Here is a 24,688-nt window from a genome sequence, read left to right as displayed (position 1 = left end):
GGAGCGAGGCTGTTTTCAACCCCCACCCGCAGGCCGCCACCACGCCCGTCGGTGGCTCCGCAGCAGCGCGGATCGACCCTGACAGGACCTGCGCCCGGACAAGGCTGGCAATCGGATCGTCGGCAAAAAACTAATTTTAACGTGACAGGACGGGCGTTTTTCGCGACGCTCGGTTCTACCACAACGTGCGCCAAGCGCGGAAGCCAAATGTAGGGAGACACAGCAAATGACACTCAAGCACGCGATCTACGGGTTTGCGGCCGTAGCCACCATGGGCCTCGCCGGTGGCGCACAAGCGGCTGATCAGCAATTCGTCACCATCGGCACCGGTGGCGTCACCGGGGTCTACTATCCGACGGGCGGTGCCATCTGTCGGCTGGTGAACAAGGGCCGCAAGGAACACGGGATCCGCTGTTCCGTCGAATCGACCGGCGGCTCGGTGTACAACACCCGCACCATCCGCGCGGGCGAGCTGGACTTTGGCATCGTTCAATCCGACGTCCAGGCGGCAGCGGTCGCGGGCACCGGGAAATTCTCCGAGGATGGTGCCTATCCGGGGCTGCGGGCGCTGTTTTCAGTCCATCCCGAACCGCTCCATGTCATGGCGCGCGCCGACAGTGGCATCACGGATGTCGCCAGCATGGCAGGCAAGCGCGTCAATATCGCCAACCCCGGTTCGGGCACTCGTGTTCTGGCGGAAACGCTGATGACATACTCCGACCTGACCAGAGACAGCTTCTCGCTGGCGGCAGAGCTGAAGAGCTCCGAACAGTCGGCGGCCCTGTGCGATGGCAAGATCGACGCAACCATCTGGGCGGCCGGCCTGCCGAACGGGTCCAGTCAGGAAGCGACCTCGTCCTGCGAGGTGAAGATCATCCCGCTGACCGGACCAGGCATCGACAAGCTGCTGGCCGAGAACAGCGCCTATGCCGCCGCCACAATCCCCGGCGGCATGTATCCCAACAACCCCGACGACATCCCGTCCTGGGGCCCGAAAGCCACCTTTGTGACCTCGGCCGACGTGTCTGACGACGTGGTCTATGCGGTTGTCTCTGCGATCTTCGAGAATTTTGACGACTTCAAGAAACTGCACCCCGCCTTTGGTCGCCTCACGGAAAGCGAAATGGTCAAGGATGGCCTGACGGCCGAAATCCATCCGGGCGCCCTGAAATATTATCAGGAACGTGGCTGGAAATAAGCGCCCGACGGCCTGAAGAACCAACCTCCGACGCCTGACCGGGTGTCGGAGGCTTTTGCGCATTCATTTATCTGGGACACGGCATTATGGCACAAGAGGAAGACATCAGGACGCAGGACACCAATCTGGAAGACTTCGTCGCCGACAGTGATACAGGCGGGCGCCTGCCCCGCGACGCCTTTGGAAAAGCCGCCCTGTGGTACATCCCTCTGGTCTGGTCACTGTATCAACTCTGGATTGCCTCTCCGCTGCCGTTCATCCTGCGCATCGGGGTCTGGAACGACACCCAGACCCGCGCGATCCACCTTGGCTTCGCCGTGCTGCTTGCCTTCATCGCCTTTCCCGGGCTGAAGAGCAGTCCCCGTCACCGCATTCCGCTCCCCACATGGGTGGTGGCCGTTATCGGAGCGCTGGCCTCCTCCTATCTGTTCTACAACTACTCCGGTGTTGCGGACCGGACCGGCAACCCGAGCGGGATGGACGTCGCCATCTCCATTATCGGCATCGTCTTGCTGATGGAGGCCGCGCGCCGGTCGCTCGGCTTTCCGCTGATGGGGGTTGCGCTGTTTTTCCTGGCCTATGTGTTCTTTGGCTCCTGGTCCGGACTGCCGGAAGTGGTGCAGTGGAAGGGCGCCTCTCTGAACAAGGCAATGAGCCACATGTGGCTCACCACCGAAGGGGTCTTTGGCGTCGCCTTGGGCGTTTCCTCCGGATTTGTGTTCCTGTTCGTGCTGTTCGGCGCGCTCCTCAATCAGGCCGGCGCGGGAAATTACTTTCTCAAGCTCGCTTTTGCCGCTTTGGGACATCTGCGCGGTGGCCCGGCAAAGGCCGCGGTGATCGCATCGGCCGCGACGGGCCTGATTTCGGGGTCTTCCATCGCGAACGTCGTGACAACCGGCACGTTTACGATCCCCTTGATGAAGAAGGTCGGCTTTCCGGCAACGAAGGCCGGCGCGGTCGAGGTCTCGTCGTCAATCAACGGTGTGCTCACGCCCCCCGTCATGGGCGCGGTGGCCTTCCTGATGACCGAATATGTCGGCATTTCCTATGTCGAGGTGGTCAAGACCGCCATCGTGCCCGCCGCCATATCCTATATCGCCTTGGTCTATATCGTGCATCTTGAGGCCCTGAAGATGAACATGCCCGGCACCAGCCGGATGCATCCCGTCAAGTTCATGCTCGGCGCGATCTGCATTATCGCCACCTCGATCGTCATTGCCGGCGGCACCCTGTTCCTGTGCGGCGTAGTTGTCGACGCGGCCCAGTCCCTGTTCGGCGGGGCGGCCACCTGGGTCATTGTGGCCGCGATGGCCGTGGCCTATGTCGCCGCCGTCCGCTTCGCCGCCAAGGGGCCGGATCTGGAAATGAGCCTCGAAAGCATGGAGCATCTGCCGCCGACCAAGGAGATCTTCAAGACGGGTATCCACTATCTGATGCCGATCCTTTTGCTGATGTATCTGCTGATGATCGAGCGCAAATCACCGGGCCTGTCGGCCTTCTGGTCGACCATCGCGATGTTGGTCATCCTTGCGACACAGAACCCGCTGAAGGCCTTTTTCCGGGGCGAAACAGATGCGGTCGCCCATTTGCGCGCAGGTTTTGCCGATATTGCCGACGGCCTGATCATCGGCGCGCGCAACATGATAGGGCTGGCAGCCGCCATGGGCGTGGCGGGCATCATCGTCGGCGCCGTGACCCTGACCGGTATTGGCCAGGTGATGGCGGAATTCGTCGAATTCCTGTCGGGCGGAAACCTGTTGGCGATGCTGTTCTTCGTGGCTGTGATCTCCATAATTCTGGGCATGGGGCTGCCGACCACGGCCAACTACATCGTGGTCAGCTCCCTGATGGCAGGCGTCGTGGTCGAGCTCGGCGCACAGAACGGCCTGATCGTGCCATTGGTCGCGGTGCATATGTTTGTCTTCTACTTCGGGATCATGGCCGATGTGACGCCGCCGGTCGGGCTTGCGTCTTTCGCCGCCGCCGCGATTTCCAAGGGCGATCCTCTGCGCACTGGGTTCCAGGCCTTTTTCTACTCGATCCGCACCGCGCTTCTGCCCTTCCTGTTCATCTTCAACACCGACCTGCTGCTGATAAATGTAGGTCCCTATCAGGCGGTGTTCGTGTTCATTATTGCGATGATCGCGATGCTGTTGTTCGCGGCCGGAACCATGAACTATTTCATGGTCAAATCGAAGATCTGGGAAAGCGCCATTCTGTTGTTGGTCGCCTTCACTCTGTTTCAGCCGGGGTATTTCCTCAACAAGCTGCAGCCGGAATTCGAGACCCGCGCCGCCAGCGAGATTTTTGACAGGGCGGCGGCGGCCCCCGATGGCACGTCTTTGCGGGTGCGCCTGATCGGCGAGAATCTGAACGGAGACCCGGTGGACGCACGCTACCTGCTGCCGCTTGGCGACGCAGGCCCCGATGGGGAAACCCGACTGTTTGACAGCGCGGGCATCGAGTTCCGCGAGGAAGACGGGCAGCTGTTTGTTGACAACCTGAACTTCGGCGGCCCGTCGGAACAGCTGGGCATCGATTTCGACTGGGAACTTGCAGAGCTGGACGTCGCGGCGGACCGGCTGCCCAAAGAGCTCTTCTACATCCCCGCGTTCCTGCTGCTGGGGGCGGTGTACTTTCTGCAAATGCGGCGCAAACGTGAACAGACAGAAGGAGTACCAGCATGACCAAACACATCCTCTGTGCCGTCGACATGGCCCATCTCGACACTGAAACGCATTTGTTGGCCGAGGCAGCGAAACTGGCAAAATTCTATGGCGCATCGCTCAGTGTCGTCACCGTCGTCCCCGATTATGGCATGTCCATCGTCGGGTCCTATTTCAAGGAAGGCACCATGAAATCCGCCGTTTCGGCGGCCAACGACCAGCTCCACGCCTGGGTGAAACAACAGCTCCCGGATTTCCCGAAAGTGCAGCACATCGTCGAGGTTGGCACAGCCTATGAGATGATCCTGGAGGCCATCAAAGTGTCCCAGGCGGACCTTGTGGTGGTCGGCGCTCATAAACCCGATCTGATCGATCGTCTGCAGGGGCCCAATTCGGCGCGGGTCGCCCGCAAGGCGCCCTGCTCGGTTCTCATCGTGCGGTCCTGACCGAAGAGATGCGGCCCACGAGGTGAAGTTTGGCAGAGCCGACCACGGCTCATCCGGCTCTGTCAGGTTCTGCTGCGCGGCCTTTCGACGGCTGATCCGCCTGAAAGCGTTCAGCAGGTAGTCGCGTCGGGGATCGTCGTTGATCACCAGTGATCACCATTGATCGCCGAGTCCCTGGCACGCAGATTATCGCGGCTGCGGCTCACGCAGAAATATTCCCAAAAAGAAACACTTTTTCCCATCAGGATTATTGCCATCTGATTTGAAACCCGTTCAAGTGTCCTCAATGATCGGGGATTCGGTCAGGGCGCACAGACCCTCACCATCCTGTGCCGGTTGCTGAGAAGGGTCACGAAAAGGGGATCGCATGCGGTATTCAGGGTTTCGTGTCATCAAGGAGGCATTGACGGGTCACACGGGCTGGCGGCCTGCATGGCGCGACGCCGCCCCCCGGTCACAGTATGATATCGTGATCATCGGCGGCGGCGGGCATGGCCTGGCCACGGCGCATTACCTTGCCAAAGAATTCGGCCAGGCCCGCATTGCAGTGCTGGAGAAGGGCTGGATCGGCGGTGGCAACGTTGGCCGAAATACAACGATCATCCGCTCCAATTACCTGCTGGACGGCAATGAACCGTTCTACGAATTTTCGCTGAAGCTGTGGGAGGGGCTGGAACAGGACCTCAACTACAATGCGATGGTCAGCCAGCGCGGGATCCTGAACCTGATCCATTCCGACGGCCAGCGCGATGCGTTCACCCGGCGCGGCAATGCCATGATCCTGAACGGGGCCGACGCCGATATGCTGAGCGTGGCGGAGATCAAGAAACGCTATCCTTTCCTCAACACCGGTGATGCGCGCTTTCCGATCAAGGGCGGCCTGGCGCAGCATCGCGGCGGCACCGTACGCCATGACGCGGTGGCCTGGGGATACGCGCGCAGTGCCGACAGCCGGGGCGTCGACATCATCCAAAACTGCGAAGTCACAGGGTTTCGCATCGAAGGCGGGGTCTGCAAGGGCGTCGAGACCACCCGGGGATATATCGCAGCCTCCAAGGTCGGCTGTGCCGTCGCCGGGAATTCCAGCCGCCTGATGAGCCTGGCAAACATGCGCCTGCCCATCGAAAGCCATGTGTTGCAGGCCTTTGTGTCCGAAGGGCTGAAACCCATCCTTCCCGGCGTCATCACCTTCGGCGCGGGGCATTTCTATTGCAGCCAGTCCGACAAAGGCGGGCTGGTGTTTGGTGGCGATATCGACGGATATAATTCCTATGCGCAACGGGGAAACCTGCCGGTTGTGGAGGACGTCTGTGAAGGGGCGATGGCGATTTTCCCGATGCTCGGACGCGCCCGTCTGTTGCGCATGTGGGGGGGGATCATGGACATGTCGATGGACGGCTCTCCGATCATCGACCGGACCCATATCGAGGGTCTCTACTTCAACGGAGGGTGGTGTTACGGCGGGTTCAAGGCGACCCCCGCAAGCGGATTTGCCTTTGCCCATCTGCTGGCTACGGACACCCCCCACCCCACCGCAACCGCCTATCGGTTCGACCGGTTCCGAACGGGCCGCATGATCGATGAAAAAGGGATGGGCAATCAGCCCAATTTGCACTGATGATCATTGACCACCCGCTGCTCGGGCCGCGTGACAGTTCCGAATTCACCTATATGGGGGATGCCGCTTTGATCGACCGCCCCGATCCTGAGGCCGAAGATGCGGCGCAGGCGTTTTATGAGTATGCCTATCTGCGCGACAACCCGGCCGGCTGGCACCGGGAACTGTGGTTTCACGAGGCCGGAGACCGCTCCTGGCTGGTGGTCACGCGAAACACGCTGACCCATGAAATCTCCAATGTGGAACTTGCCCGCGACGTGGCCCGCAGTCGGGGACGATCAGCATGAGGATGAAAACCGCGGCGCAGAAAAACCGGCTTCAAGGTGGTCAGATTGATCGGGAGACGGAGCTGACCTTCACCTTTGACGGCAAACGCTATCGTGGCCATGGCGGCGACACGCTGGCCTCTGCGCTGCTGGCCAATGGGGTGCGTCTGATGGGGCGCAGCTTCAAATACCACCGCCCCCGCGGGCCGGTTTCGGCCGGATCCGAAGAACCCAATGCGCTGGTAGAGCTGCGCAGCGGTGACCGTCAGGAGCCGAACACACGCGCCACCACTGCGGAGCTGTTCGACGGGTTGCAGGCAAGGAGCCAGAACCGCCTGGGGTCACTGTCATTCGACCTTTTGGCGGTGAATGACCGATTGTCCAATTTCCTCACGGCCGGGTTCTACTACAAGACGTTCATGTGGCCGAAAGCGTTCTGGGAGAAACTGTATGAACCTGTGATCCGCCGCGCGGCCGGGCTCGGGTCCCTGTCCCTCCGGGAGGATCCGGATGTCTATGACAAGGGGTTCCTCCATTGTGATCTGTTGGTGATCGGCGCGGGTCCGGCCGGATTGATGGCGGCGCTGACGGCGGCCCGAAGCGGCGTGGATGTGATCCTTGCCGATGAGGATTTTCGCATGGGCGGCCGCCTGAACGCGGAGACCCTGACCATCGACGCGGCCCCCGCCGCGGATTGGGCCGCCCGCACGGTCGCGGAACTGGCGGATCTGCCCAACGTGCGCCTGATGCCGCGTACCACGGTGATCGGTGCGTTTGACCATGGAATCTACGGAGCCGTGGAGCGGGTCAGCGATCATCTGGCGGCTCCGCAACCGGACAAGCCGCGCCAGATCCTGTGGCGCATCTACACCCGGCGCACGGTTCTGGCAGCCGGTGCGATCGAGCGCCCGATTGCGTTTCAAAACAATGATCGCCCCGGCATCATGACCGCCAGCGCGTTGCGCACCTATGCGAACCGCTATGGCGTCGCCGTCGACAGGCGGGCCATGATCTTCACCAACAATGACGATGGCCACCGCACCGCTGCCGATCTGCAGGCCAAGGGCATCAAGGTCATCGTTGCGGACGTGCGCCCCGAGACGCCGCGCGCACTGGACTACGAAGTGCTCGCGGGGGCTCAGGTCACCGATACCATGGGGCGGCTGGGGTTGACGTTTGTAAAGTTGCAGCTCGCCGATGGCAGCGAACGTATGGTCGAATGCGGTGCACTCGGCGTATCCGGCGGCTGGAACCCCAACGTCCATATGACCTGCCATCACCGGGGGCGGCCACAGTGGAATGAGCGTCTCGCGGCCTTCGTCCCGGACAGCCGGCCCGGCGGCCTGCCCGAAGGCATGACCGTTGCCGGGGCCGCGAACGGAGATTTTTCGACCGCTGCGGCGCTGGAGGGCGGCGCCAGAGCGGCGCGGGCCGTGCTGGATCTGCGAGGCGCCCTGCCGGAGATCCCGAAGGCCGAGGACAGGCCGGTGCGCCTTCAGCCGTTCTGGCAGGTCAAAGGGGCCGGTCGCGCCTGGATTGACCAGCAGAACGACGTGACCGTCAAGGACGTGACCCTCAGCCACCAGGAGGGGTTCAGATCCGTGGAACACCTCAAACGCTACACCACCCTTGGGATGGCAACCGACCAGGGCAAGACCGCGAATATCGGCGGGCTTGCAATCATGGCGGAGCTTGCGGGAAAATCCATCCCGGAGGTCGGCACCACCATTTTCCGCCCCCCCTACACCCCGGTGGCCATCGGCGTCCTGGGCGGGCGACATCGCGGGCAACAGTTTCACCCCAAACGGCTGACCCCTTCGCATGCCTGGGCGCAGGAACAGGGCGCGGTCTTCGTTGAGGTCGGCAATTGGCTGCGGGCCCAATGGTTCCCCCGCACAGGCGAGACCACATGGCGCGAAAGCGTCGACCGCGAAGTCTTGGCAACGCGCGGTTCTGTCGGGGTCTGTGATGTCACCACGCTGGGAAAGGTCGATGTCCAGGGGGCAGATGCGGCCGAGTTCCTCAACCGGATCTACTGCAACGGGTTTGCCAAGCTGCCCGTGGGCAAGACCCGCTATGGTCTGATGCTGCGCGAAGACGGTATCGCGATGGATGATGGCACCGCCGCGCGGCTTGCGGAGGATCATTTTGTCGTCACCACGACCACCGCCAATGCTCTGTCTGTGTACCGGCATATGGAATTCGTGCGCCAATGCCTTGTGCCCGATATGGATGTGCAGCTGATCTCGACGACCGAGGCCTGGGCACAATTCGCCGTGGCGGGACCGAAGGCGCGCCGCGTGCTGGAAAAAATCGTCGATCAGGACATCAGCAACGACGCTTTTCCCTTTATGGCCTGTGCCAACGTCACCGTCTGCGGCGGTCTGCGCGCCCGCCTGTTCCGCATTTCCTTCAGCGGCGAGCTCGCCTATGAGATCGCGGTACCGACGGCCTATGGCGATGCGTTGATACGCCGGATCATGGCCGCCGGCGCGGAGTTCGGGATCACCCCCTATGGCACCGAAGCGCTCGGTGTGATGCGGATCGAAAAGGGCCACGCCGCGGGCAACGAACTGAACGGAACGACAACGGCACTGAACCTCGGGATGGCGCGGATGGTCAGTACCAAGAAGGACAGCATCGGCGCGGTATTGTCCCGCCGGGAGGGATTGAACGATCCGGGCGGCCTGCGTCAGGTCGGGATCAGACCCGCCGACCGTGCCGATCAGATCCCAGCCGGGGCGCATCTGATGGCCGCAACCGGCCCGGTGGACGCGGCTCATGACCAGGGCTACGTCTCCTCGGCCTGTTATTCGCCGACATTGGGCCATCACATCGCGCTGGCCTTCCTCAAAAACGGGGCGAACCGGCTGGGAGAGACCCTGCGTGTGGTCAGCCCGTTGACCGGCGTCGAACTGGCCGTGGAGGTCTGCAGCCCCCATTTTGTAGACCCCGAGGGAGACCGGCTTCGTGCATGATTTGACCCCCACCCCTGCGCTTGGCGTCGAGGCGCGGACCATCGGCTCCGTGACGATCACAGAGAATTCCGGCGTCGCTTTGGCCTCTGTTGCCGCCAGAAGAGGAGAATCCGACGTCTGCGCCAACGGCTTGAAGGCGCTTCTTGGTGCAGTGCCCGAGGTTGGGCGGGCGGTTCTGCATGATCCGGAAGCGGGTTTCTGGATGGGCCCGGATCAATGGATGATCGGCGCCCCCATGGCGACCCACGAAGATCTGGCTGATCAGCTGAAGGTCCGGTTCGGCACGGCGGCCTCCGTCACCGAGCAATCCGGCGCTTGGGTGGTCTTTGATGTGACCGGGGACAGCATGCCCGACCTGTGTGAGCTGCTGTGCAATATTGCGATCCGCAAAATGAAGGCGGGCGACGTGCAGCGCACGGTGATCCACCAGCTCGGCTGCTTTGTCATCCGCCGTGCATCCGATGACCATATCCGAATCCTTGGCCCGCGCGCCGCGGCGGGCTCTCTGCACCACGCCCTGGTCACCGCAGCCAAATCCATTGCCCAGGCCCCGGGGACGGCCGAGGGGCGGCCGGTCGCGTGACGCGGGCGATCGCGCAAACCGAGCCCGGGCGACCGCGCCCGGCTATGGGCTCAAAGGATCAGTTTCTGCGTCCCTTTTGAGGTTCCCATGCTAGACTCTCGTGATCTCCCACGGGATATGGTCAACCGACCGCTGCAAAGCGAACCCCGAACGCCCCGAACACATTGAGGATCCTGATCATCGTGAAGACCCGCACACCGGCCGCCACCCTTTTTTCCCAAGATCCACACAGCGTCCGTGAGCTGCGCGAAAAAGTTCTGGAGGTTGCGATCGGACGCGAGGTGCGGGCCCATCGTCGCAAGCAAAACATCACCGTGGCGGAGCTTTCGGAGGCGACAGGTCTGTCAATCGGAATGCTGTCCAAGATCGAAAATGGCAATACCTCGCCCTCCTTGACCACCCTGCAAACTCTGGCCAATGCCCTGTCGGTCCCGATCACCACCTTCTTTCGCGGTTTCGAGGAAGGCCGCTCCGCGGTTCACACAAAGGCCGGCGAAGGGGTTGAATTGAAACGCGAAGGCACGCGCGCCAATCACCAATACAACCTTCTGGGCCACATCGGCGCAAACGCCAGCGGCGTCATCGTTGAACCCTATATGATCACGCTCAATGAAGAATCCGACGTCTTTCCCACGTTCCAGCATGGCGGGATTGAGACGATCTATATGCTCGAAGGCGAAGTCAATTACCGTCACGGCGACAACGTATATCCCCTCAAGCCCGGCGATACGCTGTTCTTTGACGCCGACGCGCCGCATGGCCCGGAGGAATTGGTGAAATTGCCGTCGCGCTATCTTTCGATCATCAGCTACCCGCAAAAAACCTGACCCCCTTTTCAGAATTTCAGTGAGGCCCCCGATCAAAGTCGGGCAAGAGCCCCGCAGGATTGCTGGGGCTTGCGGACCTACCGGCGGTCGGGAACGGTGCCGGGCGCAGGTCCATGGGGTTGTTCGCTTGCAGATTGCCGGCCCGCTCCGGGGGCATCCTTGGCGCGGCAGGAAATCGCGTCGCGGGATGTTGCTTGTGATCGCCCTCTGTTCCTGTGGGCCAACCTCACAAAGGCACAACGGCATTTACTCGGCCTGTTTTTTGGCACGTCCTGCTTTTTGTCACTCTGAATTATTGCCTCTTGTGAAAATTTGTTTCCCTACAGTTGATCACCTGAAGGCAGGGTGATAGCGTCGGAATCGACGCAGCTGCGACGCGCAGGGCAATGAATGAGGACAAGGAAATGTGTGGGATTGTCGGGTTATTCCTGAAAGACAGAACGCTTGAACCCCAGCTGGGCTCGATGCTGACGAAGATGCTCGTCACCATGACCGACCGGGGGCCAGACAGCGCAGGGATTGCGATTTATTCAACAGATTCAATGGATAAATCGAAAATAGTTGTACAATCCGATGACCCCGAGACCGATTTTGAGCAGCTTGATCTTGCCGTGAGCAAGGCCATCGATGCCCCGGTGTCGATGACGATTGCCAGCACGCATGCCGTTTTGACCATGCCCAATGGTCTCATCGAAAAGGCGCGCGCCGCGATTGCGGAACTCAGACCTGCGCTGCGGATCATGAGCCGGGGCACCGCGCTCGAGATCTACAAGGAGGTGGGACTGCCCAAAGATGTAGCGGATCGATTTGAAATTGGGCAGATGTCAGGCACCCACGGCATCGGCCACACCCGGATGGCCACGGAATCAGCCGTCACGACGATGGGGGCGCATCCGTTCAATACGGGCGACGACCAATGCCTCGTGCACAACGGCTCCCTGTCGAACCACAACAGCCTTCGCCGCAAATTGCGCCGTGAAGGCATCCACATCGAAACAGAGAACGATACCGAGGTCGGGGCCGCCTATCTGACCTGGCAGATGCAAAAGGGCGCGTCGCTCGGCGAAGCCCTGGAACGCAGCCTCGATGATCTGGACGGGTTCTTCACCTTCGTGGTGGGCACCAAGGACGGCTTTGGCGTCGTGCGTGACCCGATCGCCTGCAAACCGGCTGTCATGGCCGAAACCGATCAATACGTCGCGTTCGGATCCGAATACCGCGCCCTGGTTGACCTGCCCGGCATCGAAGAGGCCCGCGTCTGGGAGCCAGAGCCTGCGACCGTCTACTTCTGGAGCCACACCGACCAGCCCACACATGAGAAAGCCGCTTAAAATGCAGACATTGGATATGGCGGAAGTCGCCCTGCGTGAGATGAATGCGACCCTGCACGCGCAGGCAGAAGCGACCAATCAGACCGCCTGGGAAATCCTGAACCCCAAAGGCGCGCACGCAATCGCCTGCGGCCTGGATGCACCGATCGAGGTCACCGTCAAAGGGTCGACCGGATACTATTGCGGCGGCATGAACAAGCAGGCGACGATCCACATCAAAGGCTCGGCCGGTCCCGGGGTCGCCGAAAACATGATGAGCGGCACCGTGGTCATTGAAGGCGACGCCAGCCAATACGCCGGCGCCACCGGACATGGCGGATTGCTTGTCATCAAGGGCAATGCCTCGTCGCGTTGCGGTATTTCCATGAAGGGGATCGACATCGTGGTGCATGGCAACATCGGACATATGTCGGCCTTCATGGCGCAATCCGGCAATCTCGTGGTCTGCGGTGATGCCGGCGAGGCGCTGGGCGACAGTCTCTACGAGGCCCGGCTGTTCGTGCGCGGCTCCGTCAAATCACTTGGGGCGGATTGCATCGAAAAGGAAATGAGGCCCGAACATCTGGAGCTTCTTGCCGATCTTCTGGACCGGGCGGGCGCGACGGCCAGACCCGAGGAGTTCAGACGCTACGGGTCTGCGCGCGAACTCTACACCTTCAAAATCGATAACGCATACTGAGGACCAGCCATGACAGATACCCGCAATGGCGCGCCTCGCACGGCGCCGATCCAATCCGCAACCTTTTCAAACCCGGTCAACGCCGAAATCCGCCGGGCGGCGGCAACCGGCATCTATGATATTCGCGGCGGTGGCGCCAAACGAAAGGTTCCGCATTTCGACGACTTGCTGTTTCTCGGGGCCTCCATGTCCCGCTACCCGCTCGAGGGGTATCGCGAGAAATGCGAAACCTCGGTGACGCTCGGCACCCGCTTCGCAAAGACCCCGATCCAGTTGGATATTCCGGTGACCATCGCGGGAATGTCATTCGGCTCCCTCTCTGCTCCGGCAAAAGAAGCCCTGGGACGCGGCGCCACGCTGGCGGGGACGTCAACCACCACCGGCGACGGTGGCATGACAAAGGAGGAACGTGGTCATTCAAACAAGCTGGTCTATCAATATCTGCCATCGCGCTACGGGATGAACCCCGACGATCTGCGCCGCGCCGATGCAATTGAAATCGTCGTTGGCCAAGGTGCAAAGCCGGGCGGCGGCGGAATGTTGCTGGGCCAGAAGATCAGCGACAGGGTTGCCGAAATGCGCAACCTTCCCAAAGGCATCGACCAGCGCTCCGCCTGTCGCCACCCGGATTGGACCGGGCCGGATGACCTTGAGATCAAGATCCTGGAATTGCGTGAGATCACCGGCTGGAAGGTGCCGATCTATGTCAAGGTCGGCGGCGCCCGTCCCTATTTTGACACCACGCTTGCGGTCAAGGCGGGCGCTGACGTGGTTGTTCTGGACGGGATGCAGGGCGGCACTGCGGCGACGCAGGATGTGTTCATAGAACACGTCGGCCAACCGATCCTCGCCTGCATCGGTGAAGCTGTTCGGGCGCTGCAGGACCTCGGCCTGCATCGTGAGGTTCAGCTGGTGGTGTCGGGCGGTATCCGCAGCGGTGCCGATGTGGCTAAGGCCATGGCGCTTGGCGCCGACGCAGTGTCGATCGGGACCGCGGCGCTGATTGCGCTTGGGGACAACGATCCCAGATGGGAAGCTGACTACAATGCCCTCGGCACGACCGCGGGCGCCTATGACGACTGGCACGAAGGCAGGGATCCGGCCGGGATCACTACGCAAGACCCTGATTTGATGAAACGATTTGACCCTGTCGAAGGCGGGCGACGATTGAACAACTATCTGCGCGTCATGACCCTGGAAGCGCAGACGATCGCGCGGGCCTGTGGCAAGAACCATCTGCACAACCTCGAACCGGAGGACCTTTGTGCGCTGACGATGGAGGCTGCTGCAATGGCGAAAATCCCCCTCGCCGGGACCGATTGGTATCCGGGCAAACCCGGCACCTCCTACTGACCCCAAAAAACGAGGGCGCGGCCAGCTGGCACGCGCCCCTTTCTTTCCACCACAGGGACCCACCCAATGACCAAAGATCTTGCCCAATTCGCCGCAGACAACGGCGTCAAATACTTCATGATCAGCTTCACCGACCTGTTCGGCGGCCAACGTGCCAAACTTGTCCCCGCGCGCGCCATCGCCGAGATGCAGCAAGACGGCGCGGGCTTTGCCGGTTTTGCCACCTGGCTCGACCTGACGCCGGCCCATCCCGATATGCTTGCAGTGCCGGACCCCGACGCCGTGATCATTTTGCCCTGGAACCGCGAGATCGCCTGGGTGCCTGCCGATTGCATCATGGAGGGCACCCCCGTCGCACAGGCGCCGCGCAATGTCCTGCGCCGCATGACCGAGGATGCCGCCCGCGAAGGACTGCGCGTCAAAACCGGTATCGAGGCAGAGTTCTTCTTGCTGACCCCGGATGGCGAACAGATCAGCGACCCCTACGATACGGCCGTCAAACCCTGCTACGACCAGCAGGCGTTCATGCGTCGCCTGGATGTGATCCGCGAGATCAGCGACCACATGCTTGAGCTGGGCTGGAACCCCTACCAGAACGACCACGAGGATGCCAACGGCCAGTGGGAAATGAACTGGGATTTTGATGATGCCCTGGCCACTGCAGACAAGCACAGTTTCTTCAAGTTCATGGTCAAGACCGTCGCTGAAAAGCACGGCTACCGCGCCACATTCATGCCCAAGCCCGTCGAGGGGCTGACGGGCAACGGCTGTCACGCCCATGTATCGGTCTGGGATCTGGAGGGCCGCACCAATGTCTTTGCGATGGCGCCCAACGACAGCAGCCAGACGGCCGAGCTTGGCCTGTCCGAGGAGGGGCGCAACTTCCTCGGCGGGATCATGAAACACGCAAGCGCGCTGCCCGCGATCACCAATCCGACGGTGAACAGCTACAAGCGCATCAATGCGCCACGCACCGTCTCTGGTGCGACCTGGGCGCCGAACACGGTCACCTGGACCGGCAACAACCGCACCCATATGGTCCGCGTGCCCGGCCCCGGGAGGTTCGAATTGCGTCTGCCCGACGGCGCGGCGAACCCCTATCTGCTGCAGGCAGTCATCATCGCAGCCGGCCTGTCCGGGCTGAGGTCAAAGGCCGACCCCGGAAAACGTCACGACATCGATATGTATGCGGAGGGTCACAAGGTGCGCGGCGCACCCAAACTGCCGCTCAATATGCTGGATGCCTTGCGTGAGTTTGACAAGGACAAGGGCCTGAAGGCCGCCATCGGGGAAGAGTTCTCGCGGTCGTTCATCAAGATGAAGATGGAGGAATGGAACAGCTATGTCAGCCATTTCAGCCAATGGGAAAAAGAAACCACACTGGATATTTGATCCCAGTCGAGCGGACGTGGCGAGGGCTGCGGACGACGCGACGCGCTGGCCGCCTGTCGGAGCCGGTGTCACCCTTGGGGCGGCACCGCGCAGGGTGCGCTGCGAGCGGCAGCGCGGACAGGTGCGCTTCGAGCGGCACCACGCACACGCGCGCTGCGGCGGCTTCGGGCGATCCGTCTCGCGCCTGCTTTGGCTGCACGCCCCCAAATCCCAGGGCCAGATCTTGCCGCAAACAGACTACAACAAGACGCATCGGCCTGCGCCGCCCCTCCCAAAACACGCCACTGTCAGGCAAGGAGAAATTCAGGAAACGTTACCGTGTCACATGCTTGGCTGCTCAGATTTCATTCCCCCGTCAGAAACATCATTGGCTTGTGGTAATGGCTGAGATGCACCCGGGCATTGTTTTTCACAGGGGGTTCACGGGGGGGTCACAGGGGGGTCTCAGAGGTTTCTCAGGACCGAACGCATTGCCTGTCCTGACGCAGGTCCTGCCCGGTCCACCGCTCCTGCCCGAACGGGCGCGGATCGCGCATGCCCCCGCGCCAGAAGAAGGGGAGCATGACATTGCACGGCAACGGGTATAAATCGACCACAAGCGGCGCCGTGGCCCAAGAGCTCTCGCCATGGAAAGATGCAGGTGATGACAGTCGGGAGACCCACCCACAAAACTGAACAGATCTCTTCAACACTCCGAAACCAGACCTGGCTCTGCGCAGTCTCCGTGGGGTCAGGTAAACCGGTGGGCGCGACTGCAGGCTGAGTATTGGCTACGGTCCGTCTGCATAACTCCTTCAAAACGGGCACATATTGCCGCATATTTTCCGACAGGACCCCAACCATGAGCACCTACGCCCTCACAGTGACTTGCCGATCCACGCGTGGAATCGTTGCTGCCATCGCGACATTCCTGGCCGAGAACGAGTGCAACATCACCGACAGCGCCCAGTTCGACGACAAGGAGACCGGCAATTTCTTTATGCGGGTCAGCTTCGAAAGCACGGCCAGCGTTGACCTCGCCAGACTGAGCGAAGGCTTCGCACAGGCCGCTGATCCGTTTGACATGAACTATGAATTCCACGATGAGACCGTCAAAATGAAGGTTGTCATCATGGTGTCGCGGTTCGGACATTGCTTGAACGACCTGCTCTATCGCTGGCGTATTGGCGCACTGCCGATTGACATCGTCGCGGTGATTTCAAACCATATGGAATACCAGAAAGTGGTCGTGAACCACGATATCCCCTTCCATTGCATCAAGGTGACGCCGGAAAACAAACCGGATGCCGAGGCGCGGATCATGTCCGTCATAGAAGACACCGGTGCCGAGCTGATCGTGCTCGCGCGCTATATGCAAATCCTGTCGGATGAGATGTGCCAGAAGATGTCGGGCCGGATCATCAACATCCACCATTCGTTCCTGCCAAGTTTCAAGGGCGCGAACCCGTATAAACAAGCCTTTCAACGGGGGGTGAAACTGATCGGTGCGACGTCCCATTACGTCACCGCCGATCTCGACGAGGGGCCGATCATCGAACAGGATATCGTCCGGGTCACCCATGCCCAGTCGCCCAACGATTATGTCTCGCTCGGGCGGGATGTGGAAAGCCAGGTTCTGGCGCGCGCCATTCATGCCCATATTCACCGCCGGGTGTTTTTGAACGGCAACAAGACGGTCGTTTTCCCGGCCTCGCCCGGCTCCTACGCATCTGAACGGATGGGCTAAAGGGCCGACCCGTCCGCGGTCACGATTGCGGACGGGCCAAAATCTCACCGGCGGATCGGCCTACGCCTGCGGGATTTCGCGCGTCTGCTACACCATCCAGCTGGTTCAATAGACATCGCGCTGATAGCGACCTGCCTTGCCCAGCTCCGCCAGATAGGCTTTGGCCTCGTCCTCGCTCAGGCCTCCGAACTGTGCGATCACCTCACAGATGGTGCGGTCCACATCGGCCGCCATGCGGGTGGCATCCCCACAGACAAAAATGGCAGCCCCTTTGGTCAGCCAATCATAGAATTCGGCTCCGTCCTGGCGGATCAGATCCTGCACATAGACCTTCTGTGCCGTGTCCCGCGACCATGCCAGCGAGGTTCGGGTCAAAACGCCGGCGGCCTCCCATGCGACGATCTCGGACTGGTATAAAAAGTCGCTCTCCTGATGCTGATCGCCAAAAAACAACCAATTCGGCCCCTCGGCCCGGCAGGCTGCACGCTCTTCGAGAAAGGCCCGGAACGGAGCGATTCCGGTGCCGGGACCGATCATGATGACCGGAGTTGCGGGATCTGCAGGCAAATGGAAATGCGCGGATTTCTGGATATAGACGCCGACCTGCCCGCCGGGCTGCAAGCGCTGTCCCAGATAGGTCGAGGCCACGCCCTTGCGTCTGGTCCGCAACTCATAGTGGACCTCCCCCACCGTCAGATGCACCTCGCCGGGGTGCGCCTTGGGACTGGAAGCAATGGAATAGAGCCGGGGCTGCAGAGGCCGCAATCCGTCAACAAGCTCTTGTGGGCCCAGCGCCAGCGGCGTGCATTCAATCACATCAATGATCTGTGCATCCTCTGTCGGTTTTTCGACCTTCCAAAGCGTCAGCGCCGCCGGGGTCACTGTCGTCAGGTCGAGACGGTTCAGCAGCGCCGCCCGCAACGAGGTGGGTACGTCTTTCAGCATCACCGTTTCGGCGCCGCTGGCACCGATGGCCTGCAGGATATGCGAGACTTCGACCGGACAATTCGTCGGCCAAAGCCCCAGCGCATCGCCCACCTGATAGTCCATATCAGCGCCACCGCCGGCGAGGCTGATTTCAATATGGTTCACGGTTTTCGCAGAGCCCGCACCGCTCAATTTCTCGACATGCATCAACGTGCCGGCAAAGGGGCGGTTTTTGTCAAACAGCGGCCCTGCCGCCTCGGGTTCGGCGGCCTGGCTGGCGCCCGCAGCCTCCGCAAACGCCGGGCTGGCGAAGACGGCAGACTTCCACTCCGCATAGGCGTCCTCATAGGCCACATCACAGGCCACCAGATCATGCACCCGGGTCGCCCCGAGGGCGGCCAGCCGCGCGTCCAGCTCCCGCGCGGCCTGGTTGAAACCGGCGTAGCTGGTATCGCCAAGACCACAGACCGCGAAGTTGAGCGATGCCGGCAATGCCGGTGCATCCTCGGCCATCAGGGCCGCGTGGAACTGCACGGCGTTGTCGGCAGGTTCCCCCTCGCCAAAGGTCGCGGCGATAATGGTCAGATGTTGGAGCCCCGCTAATTCGGCCACATCGAAATCATCCAGCGCCGCAACCTTGGCATCAAAGCCCTTGGTTTTGGCGAATTTGCGCAGGTCCTTGGACAGGCTTTCACAGGTTCCGGATTGCGATCCGAAGAGGATTGTCATGGTCGTGGCGGGTGCATCGGTGCCGGGGTCTTTTGTGTTCTCCGCCGCCATTGCGATCGCCTGCAGGCCCGACAACAATCCGTTGAGCCAGTTGCGTTGATCCCGGTCAAACGGGGCATCCTCGGCAATCAGCCCGGTCGAGCGTGTGGCCTCTGTCCGGCCGATTGCATCGGCAAGGGCAGTCGTGATGGTCCGGTCTTGCTTCGTCATGAGTGGGATCCAATTATGCAGAACACTGGACGAGGGCGGGCAAGGCCTCATCCGGTTGGCGTCGTGAAAAGGCGAGGAAGGTTTCATTGCCATCGCGCTTGTGCAGATAGTTGGCCACGAGCGTCTCAAGCACGGAACAGACGTCGCGGGCAGCGACCGGCCCGCAGAGCGGGCGCGCCAGACCACGGTCGCTGTCATTCCCACCGCCGAGGACAATGTGATAGCCTTCGGTGTTGTCTTCTGCCGTGGTGCCCATCAGCCCGATGTCACCGATGTAATGCTGCGCACAGGAGTTGGGACAGCCCGTCAGGTGGATGTTGATCGGGCTGTCGAGGCTGAATTTATCCTCCAGATGGCGCACGATCCGGGTCGCGTCTTGCTTGGTGTAGGCAAGCGCCAGCTTACAGCCCGCTTTGCCGGTACAGGCCACGGCACCTGCGGCAAAGGATGTCGCGCTGTGGCCGAGCCCCACCTCTGCGAGACTGTCAGTCGCCTGTTGCAGATCCCCATCGCTGATATGGGGGATGAGCGTGTTTTGCCAAACGGTCAGCCGGACGTCATTCTTGCCATAGCGCTGTGCCACCTCGCCGATGCGCCGCATCTGTGCGCTGGACAGATGGCCGACCTCCTGTGCAATGCCGATATAGTTGAGCCCCTCGCCCGCCTGGGGATGGATGCCGATATGGCCCGTCCGGTCTATCGGCCCACGTGGCGCGTCATGCTCTGCGGATTGGTGGATCAGCCGCACCTCGGGCGCGATGTCGGCCAGGGCCTCCTCGGTGCGGGCGATGAACCAGTCAAACCCCTCGCGGTCCAGAAGATATTTCAAACGCGCCCGTTTGCGATTGGTGCGGTCCCCATGTTCGACAAAGACACGCAACATGGCGTGGCCAACGTTTACTGCATCTTTCGGCTGGCACAGCACACCGGTGTCGCGGGCAAAGTCCTTGTGGCCCGTGATGCCCCCCAGCAGGATGCGGCAATATACCCCCGGCTCGATGCCGCCTGTCACCTGCACCGCCTGGAATGAAATGTCATTCGTATCGCTGACGCAGGACAAGATGCCACCGTTGTCAAAAGAGATGTTGAACTTGCGAGGAATCGCCTGCAGTTCCCGCGTGGCCTTGATGCGCTGCGCAAGGCGCACGGCGCAGGGCAGCAAGTCGATCAGCTCCTGACGGTCGAAACCGGCGGTCGGCGATGCGGTCAGATTGCGGGCACTGTCAGCGCCGGTGCCATGGCAGGACAGCCCGGCATCGCGGAGCGCAAAGAAGACATTTAAAACGTCGCCCGGCGCGATTTCGCGCAGCTGCAGGTTTCCACGGGTGGTCACATGCGCGTAGCCACCGGCATAGGTGTCTGCGACATTTGCCAGCGCGATCATCTGATCTCCCCGCAGCAGACAGCCCGGCAGACGCATCCGGATCATATAGCCCGGGCTGTTGGGTTCCACATTGAAAAACCCGAGGTGGCGCAGCAGGAATTGATCCAGCCCGGTCGCCATCTCCCCTGCATCTGTCCACGCCTCAAGGCGGGACCACATGTCCAGCGGATGCAGCTCGAGTTTCTTCAGCTCTTCTTTGCACAGCTCATCAACCGGAGTCCCGTAGACATGCGCAGCTTCGGGCTCTGCCGTGTGCGGGCTGCCCCCGAACAGGCGCTCCAGCCCAAGTTGGGCCAGCGCTTCGACGAGGTAGTTTTGTTGCTCTTGCGAAAAACCTGATGTTTGGTGCGACATGCGTTGACGATCCTTTTAGCTCACGCGCATGAGCAATGAGGAAGACCCCTGCCTCTGCGAACAGCTTCAAATTAATCTGGGATATTGTGTCGACATCGTTGCCAAAACACGTTCGTCGCGGCCGCGTTGCCTGTCGACGATTGATGCTCACAGGTGTTTCACTGTGCAGGTTCATGGATGTAAATTCCCGCACCAGTGTCAAGCGCTCCGGCTTTCAAGGCGCGACCAGTTTCCGTCACGTTCGGCGACGGGCTATTTTTTGGGCTAATTTGCACAAGCTGCCCCGCGAACTGCCTGCATTCTGCGCGGCCAAAGAAAACGCGGCAGATATTTGAAAATTTCAGAAGACATCTCTTGAAAGACCGCGCGTCATGCCAATGCTCAACTCAAGATGACTGCGGGGTCTACAACGGCGTAGACAAACGAGCCCCGATCGAACTGCCAGCAACGTGGCTGTCTCAACTCACCAAATTAAAAAAACACGACCGCTTGAATGGTCCGTGACCGATGGCCCCGACCGCCACAGGTCGCGCCATAGTTATAGCTGTTGTTTTGAATTCCAACCCCCAGAAAGGTGCTTGAAATGTCATACGTAGCCCCCGCTGAATTTGCGTCAAAAATGATTGACGCAGGTGAGGCCAAAGTTTTCATGTCCACAAAGGATACGCTCATCCGAGCATTCATGGCCGGCGCCATATTGGCGCTTGCGGCGGCCTTTGCGGTCACGATTGCGGTGAATACCGGCAACTTCCTCGTCGGTGCATTGTTGTTTCCGGTCGGGTTTTGTACGCTCTATCTTCTGGGATTTGACCTGCTGACCGGTGTTTTCACGCTGTGCCCGCTCGCCCTGCTGGACAAGCGTCCAGGTGTCACGGTCAAGAGTGTCTTGCGCAACTGGGGCCTTGTGTTCTGCGGTAATTTTGCAGGTGCCTTTACCGTCGCGATCTTTATGGCAATCATCTTTACCACCGGATTTTCGCATGAACCCAATGCGGTTGGCCAGAGGATCGGGTTGATCGGCGAGGCCCGGACCGTAGGCTACAAAGAGGCCGGCGCCTCCGGCATGCTGACCTTGTTTATCCGCGCAGTGATGTGCAACTGGATGGTGTCGACAGGCGTCGTGGCTGCGATGATGTCAACATCGGTCTCGGGCAAGGTCATCGCCATGTGGATGCCAATCCTGATCTTCTTCTATCTCGGGTTTGAGCACTCCATCGTGAACATGTTCCTGTTCCCATCGGGCCTGCTGCTGGGCGGCGACTTCACAGTCGGCGACTATCTGCTGTGGAACGAAATCCCGACTGTCATCGGCAACCTCGTGGGCGGGCTGACCTTTGTTGGGGCGACGATCTATTCAACGCATTACAAGACATCACCTGCGATCAACACGCCCGCTTCGGCCGCGACCGCCGAAGCGACCGCGGCAGAGTAACGAACTGGCCCCGGTGCCCCATCCCAGAGCACCGGGGCGGTTCAGGACCTCATGTCAAAAGATCTGAATCCCCCCCCAACCCTTGCGATCAGCCTAGGCCAATGGTCCAGCGCCGGTCGCAAGCCCGACAACAAGGATTTCCACGGCGCAATTGTGCCGACCGGAGAAACCTTGGCGCTCAAAGGGATCACGGTCGCGATTGCGGACGGGATCAGCAGCAGCAGCAAAGGACGCGACGCGGCCGAGATCGCCGTGAAGGGCCTGCTGACCGATTATTACAGCACATCGGACGCCGCCACGGTCAAACCGGCCGCATCCTGCGTCATCGCAGCCACGAATGGGTGGCTCCATAGCAAGAACCGCGCCGCCCATATCGAGGATATCGACCACGGTTGGGTCACCACATTGTCAGCACTGATCCTCAAGGGAGGCAACGCCCATATCTTTCACGTCGGAGACAGCCGCATCTGGCGCCTGTCGGGCCGCAGCCTGGAGCAGCTGACACAGGATCACACCGTCAGCACCGGCTCGGGCGGCCATATCCTGAGCCGCGCCATGGGGGCAGGCGCGCGTGTCGAGATCGATTACGTCAGAGCGCCGCTGGCCGTCGGGGACGTGTTTGTGCTGACCACCGACGGCGTCCACGAGACCATATCGGGGCCGGATGTTGCCGAGGCATTGCACAGCGCAGCGGATCTGGATGCCGCGGCCGAGGCGCTTGTCCGGGCCGCCTTCGAGGCCGGAAGTCCCGATAACCTGACGGTGCAAATCTTGCGGATAGATGCGCTTGCGCCGCCTGATACGGCAACACTGATGGGCGAGATCGAAGACCTGCCCTGTCCGGATTTCCCCAAAGCCGGAGATATAATTGACGGCTACACGATCCAGCGCGCGATACATGCCAATGCGCGCAGCCATATCTACCTCGCCCTTGCCCCGGACGGGAGCCGCGTCGCCTTCAAGATCCCCTCGCTGGACCTGCGGGCCGACCCCGCCTATCGGCGTCGTTTCCTGATGGAGGAGTGGATCGCGCGGCGGCTGGACAACACCCATGTTCTGCGCGCGGTGCCTCCCCCCTCAGAGCGGACGAAATTCTACATATTGTCCGAGTTCGTCGAAGGCCAAACCCTGCGGCAATGGATGCGCGACAGGCCTCGGGCGTCCCTGCAGGAGGTCCGCGACATTATTGCCCAACTGATTGCCGGTGTCCGGGCAATGCACCGACGCGAGATGCTGCATCAGGATATCCGGCCCGAGAACGTGATGATCGACCCCTCCGGTACGGTCCGGATCATCGATTTCGGCTCCACCTTTGTGGCCGGGGTGGCGGAAACGGCCCGGACGCCGCCGGAGCAGGATATTCTTGGCACCCTGCAATATGCCGCGCCGGAATATTTTGCAGGTGATCGCGCAGGACCGGCTTCTGACCTCTACTCCATTGGTGTGATCGCCTATGAGATGCTGACTGGACGGCTGCCCTATGGACCCCATGTGGCCCGGGTGCGGGCCCATCGCGATCTGCACGCTTTGCGATACAGTCCCGCACGAGACGACACCAACGGCATCCCTGATTGGGTGGACGACGCCCTGAGACGCGCGGTTCATCCGATCGCCGCCAATCGTTATCCGGCCATGTCCGAATTTCTTGCTGATCTCAAAAGACCATCGGCGCAATGGTCCCGAAAGACGGCAGGCCCGCTGATGGAACGCAATCCAGTGGCCTTCTGGAAGGCGCTTTCGGCCGGGCTCTTTGTGATCTTGATGATCGTCTTGGCCCTGTAACCCCAACCAAAGGAAACAAAATGGACTTCGTGACCAAAGAAGATGCAACAGCAATGATCTTGTCGGCAAAACGTCAGGCCGGTCTGACATGGGAGGGGATTGCGGAGAAAATCGACATGTCCCCCGTCTGGACCCATTCGGCGGCTATGGGCATGAACGCCTTTCCCCGGGATAAAGCCGAGGCGATTGTGGCCTGCCTCGGCCTGCCGCAAGAGACCGTCTCAGCATTGACGGAGAGCCCGACAAAGATCTGGGAACAAACCGTACCGACCGATCCCTGTATCTACCGGTTCTACGAAATCGTCGGTGTCTATGGCCCGACGCTCAAGGCGCTGATCCATGAAAAATTCGGAGACGGCATCATGTCAGCAATAGATTTCGATATGTCTGTGACCCGCGTGCCGAATGAGAAGGGCGACCGGGTCAAGGTGGAGATGTCGGGGAAATACCTCTCCTACAATGCCTGGTAACCGTTAACGGCAGGGGCGACATGCGTCCACTTGCGGTGTCTCAGGGCCCGCATCGGCTCCACTCCAGGCCACCGTCTCCCCCCCCTCTCCGCCCCGGGACCGCCTTCCGCAATCCCGCGCACACATCCGACACGCACATCCCGCGTGCCGGATACCCGGGTGCCGGATACCGGGCGGGAATGGCATCCGGGTGGCATTTAGCCGGTCGCCCGAGAGCTGTCTGGCTCCCAAGTGTCCTCGGCGCAGGATCCCTGCTCAGCGACCTGCTCAGCCTTGGCCAGAGCAGGCTGACCATCTTAGGGCTTGCCTGCAGCTCCCAACCACGCGAACAATCACG

Annotated in this window: 18 protein-coding genes; 16 read left to right on the top strand and 2 right to left on the bottom strand. The window is 61.1% G+C overall.

Features of this window, described 5'->3' with window-relative positions:
- The first annotated feature begins 226 nt into the window (after nucleotides 1-226).
- The 13 genes from FGE21_RS00280 (at nucleotide 227) to purU (ending at nucleotide 17,063) form a co-directional block, all read left to right on the top strand.
- Nucleotides 227-1,198 (top strand): TAXI family TRAP transporter solute-binding subunit, encoded by a 972-nt coding sequence (locus FGE21_RS00280; protein WP_139660672.1) that lies wholly within the window; start codon nucleotides 227-229, stop codon nucleotides 1,196-1,198.
- A gap of 86 nt (nucleotides 1,199-1,284) precedes the next feature.
- Nucleotides 1,285-3,885, top strand: a complete 2,601-nt coding sequence (locus tag FGE21_RS00275; RefSeq protein ID WP_139660670.1) for a TRAP transporter permease — start codon at nucleotides 1,285-1,287, stop codon at nucleotides 3,883-3,885.
- Nucleotides 3,882-4,310 (top strand): universal stress protein, encoded by a 429-nt coding sequence (locus FGE21_RS00270; protein WP_139660669.1) that lies wholly within the window; start codon nucleotides 3,882-3,884, stop codon nucleotides 4,308-4,310. Before FGE21_RS00275 ends, FGE21_RS00270 begins: the two co-directional genes overlap by 4 nt.
- Nucleotides 4,311-4,677: 367 nt before the next feature.
- Nucleotides 4,678-5,928, top strand: a complete 1,251-nt coding sequence (locus FGE21_RS00265; RefSeq protein ID WP_139660667.1) for a sarcosine oxidase subunit beta family protein — start codon at nucleotides 4,678-4,680, stop codon at nucleotides 5,926-5,928.
- Nucleotides 5,928-6,215: a sarcosine oxidase subunit delta gene (locus FGE21_RS00260; RefSeq protein WP_139660665.1), complete on the top strand. Its 288-nt coding sequence runs from the start codon at nucleotides 5,928-5,930 to the stop codon at nucleotides 6,213-6,215. Before FGE21_RS00265 ends, FGE21_RS00260 begins: the two co-directional genes overlap by 1 nt.
- Complete coding sequence (locus FGE21_RS00255) at nucleotides 6,212-9,172, top strand: sarcosine oxidase subunit alpha family protein (protein ID WP_255731184.1); 2,961 nt, start codon at nucleotides 6,212-6,214, stop codon at nucleotides 9,170-9,172. Before FGE21_RS00260 ends, FGE21_RS00255 begins: the two co-directional genes overlap by 4 nt.
- Complete coding sequence (locus FGE21_RS00250) at nucleotides 9,165-9,755, top strand: sarcosine oxidase subunit gamma (protein ID WP_139660664.1); 591 nt, start codon at nucleotides 9,165-9,167, stop codon at nucleotides 9,753-9,755. The genes FGE21_RS00255 and FGE21_RS00250 overlap by 8 nt, the downstream gene beginning before the upstream one ends.
- A 182-nt stretch (nucleotides 9,756-9,937) precedes the next feature.
- Nucleotides 9,938-10,582 carry an XRE family transcriptional regulator gene (locus tag FGE21_RS00245; RefSeq protein ID WP_255731183.1) on the top strand — a complete coding sequence of 215 codons (645 nt, stop codon included), beginning with the start codon at nucleotides 9,938-9,940 and terminating at the stop codon, nucleotides 10,580-10,582.
- A gap of 404 nt (nucleotides 10,583-10,986) precedes the next feature.
- Nucleotides 10,987-11,913 (top strand): glutamine amidotransferase family protein, encoded by a 927-nt coding sequence (locus tag FGE21_RS00240; protein ID WP_139660662.1) that lies wholly within the window; start codon nucleotides 10,987-10,989, stop codon nucleotides 11,911-11,913.
- A gap of 1 nt (nucleotide 11,914) precedes the next feature.
- A complete protein-coding gene (locus FGE21_RS00235) occupies nucleotides 11,915-12,592 on the top strand; it encodes a GXGXG domain-containing protein (RefSeq protein WP_139660660.1) in 678 nt (225 codons plus the stop codon).
- Nucleotides 12,593-12,601: 9 nt separating this feature from the next.
- Entirely contained in the window at nucleotides 12,602-13,945 is a 1,344-nt protein-coding gene (locus FGE21_RS00230; protein ID WP_139660659.1) for an FMN-binding glutamate synthase family protein, read from the top strand.
- A 66-nt stretch (nucleotides 13,946-14,011) separates the two neighbouring features.
- Nucleotides 14,012-15,337: a type III glutamate--ammonia ligase gene (gene glnT / locus FGE21_RS00225; protein ID WP_139660657.1), complete on the top strand. Its 1,326-nt coding sequence runs from the start codon at nucleotides 14,012-14,014 to the stop codon at nucleotides 15,335-15,337.
- 841 nt (nucleotides 15,338-16,178) lie between these two features.
- Nucleotides 16,179-17,063, top strand: a complete 885-nt coding sequence (purU, locus tag FGE21_RS00220; protein ID WP_139660656.1) for a formyltetrahydrofolate deformylase — start codon at nucleotides 16,179-16,181, stop codon at nucleotides 17,061-17,063.
- Nucleotides 17,064-17,168: 105 nt separating this feature from the next.
- On the opposite strand, the gene FGE21_RS00215 is transcribed toward purU, so the two are convergent.
- Both FGE21_RS00215 and FGE21_RS00210 read right to left on the bottom strand, forming a co-directional pair.
- Nucleotides 17,169-18,929 carry a sulfite reductase flavoprotein subunit alpha gene (locus FGE21_RS00215; RefSeq protein ID WP_176695333.1) on the bottom strand — a complete coding sequence of 587 codons (1,761 nt, stop codon included), beginning with the start codon at nucleotides 18,927-18,929 and terminating at the stop codon, nucleotides 17,169-17,171.
- A gap of 13 nt (nucleotides 18,930-18,942) precedes the next feature.
- Entirely contained in the window at nucleotides 18,943-20,667 is a 1,725-nt protein-coding gene (locus FGE21_RS00210; RefSeq protein ID WP_139660653.1) for a NirA family protein, read from the bottom strand.
- Between the two features lie 583 nt (nucleotides 20,668-21,250).
- Here FGE21_RS00210 and FGE21_RS00205 point away from each other — a divergent pair.
- Genes FGE21_RS00205 through cynS form a run of 3 tightly spaced genes read left to right on the top strand, consistent with a single transcriptional unit; the run spans nucleotide 21,251 to nucleotide 24,351 of the window.
- Entirely contained in the window at nucleotides 21,251-22,099 is an 849-nt protein-coding gene (locus tag FGE21_RS00205) for a formate/nitrite transporter family protein (protein ID WP_139660651.1), read from the top strand.
- Nucleotides 22,100-22,150: 51 nt separating this feature from the next.
- On the top strand, nucleotides 22,151-23,881 hold the full coding sequence (locus FGE21_RS00200; protein ID WP_139660649.1) for a bifunctional protein-serine/threonine kinase/phosphatase: 1,731 nt from the start codon (nucleotides 22,151-22,153) through the stop codon (nucleotides 23,879-23,881).
- A gap of 20 nt (nucleotides 23,882-23,901) precedes the next feature.
- On the top strand, nucleotides 23,902-24,351 hold the full coding sequence (gene cynS, locus FGE21_RS00195) for a cyanase (RefSeq protein ID WP_139660648.1): 450 nt from the start codon (nucleotides 23,902-23,904) through the stop codon (nucleotides 24,349-24,351).
- Nucleotides 24,352-24,688 lie beyond the last annotated feature (337 nt).

This window comes from Phaeobacter sp. B1627 (genome assembly GCF_006265095.1).
Classification (GTDB): Bacteria; Pseudomonadota; Alphaproteobacteria; order Rhodobacterales; family Rhodobacteraceae; genus Epibacterium.
The sequence above is the reverse complement of the archived record's forward strand: the minus strand, read 5'-3'. Positions and strand labels throughout refer to the sequence as shown.

Bases quoted from the DNA above. Each gene is read 5' to 3' on its own strand.
- FGE21_RS00260 (WP_139660665.1), top strand. From the start codon at position 5,928: ATGATCATTGACCACCCGCTGCTCGGGCCGCGTGACAGTTCCGAATTC.
- FGE21_RS00215 (WP_176695333.1), bottom strand. From the start codon at position 18,929: ATGACGAAGCAAGACCGGACCATCACGACTGCCCTTGCCGATGCAATC.
- FGE21_RS00235 (WP_139660660.1), top strand. From the start codon at position 11,915: ATGCAGACATTGGATATGGCGGAAGTCGCCCTGCGTGAGATGAATGCG.
- cynS (WP_139660648.1), top strand. From the start codon at position 23,902: ATGGACTTCGTGACCAAAGAAGATGCAACAGCAATGATCTTGTCGGCA.
- FGE21_RS00265 (WP_139660667.1), top strand. From the start codon at position 4,678: ATGCGGTATTCAGGGTTTCGTGTCATCAAGGAGGCATTGACGGGTCAC.
- FGE21_RS00230 (WP_139660659.1), top strand. From the start codon at position 12,602: ATGACAGATACCCGCAATGGCGCGCCTCGCACGGCGCCGATCCAATCC.
- FGE21_RS00200 (WP_139660649.1), top strand. From the start codon at position 22,151: ATGTCAAAAGATCTGAATCCCCCCCCAACCCTTGCGATCAGCCTAGGC.
- glnT (WP_139660657.1), top strand. From the start codon at position 14,012: ATGACCAAAGATCTTGCCCAATTCGCCGCAGACAACGGCGTCAAATAC.
- FGE21_RS00275 (WP_139660670.1), top strand. From the start codon at position 1,285: ATGGCACAAGAGGAAGACATCAGGACGCAGGACACCAATCTGGAAGAC.
- FGE21_RS00255 (WP_255731184.1), top strand. From the start codon at position 6,212: ATGAGGATGAAAACCGCGGCGCAGAAAAACCGGCTTCAAGGTGGTCAG.
- FGE21_RS00240 (WP_139660662.1), top strand. From the start codon at position 10,987: ATGTGTGGGATTGTCGGGTTATTCCTGAAAGACAGAACGCTTGAACCC.
- FGE21_RS00280 (WP_139660672.1), top strand. From the start codon at position 227: ATGACACTCAAGCACGCGATCTACGGGTTTGCGGCCGTAGCCACCATG.
- purU (WP_139660656.1), top strand. From the start codon at position 16,179: ATGAGCACCTACGCCCTCACAGTGACTTGCCGATCCACGCGTGGAATC.
- FGE21_RS00210 (WP_139660653.1), bottom strand. From the start codon at position 20,667: ATGTCGCACCAAACATCAGGTTTTTCGCAAGAGCAACAAAACTACCTC.
- FGE21_RS00270 (WP_139660669.1), top strand. From the start codon at position 3,882: ATGACCAAACACATCCTCTGTGCCGTCGACATGGCCCATCTCGACACT.
- FGE21_RS00205 (WP_139660651.1), top strand. From the start codon at position 21,251: ATGTCATACGTAGCCCCCGCTGAATTTGCGTCAAAAATGATTGACGCA.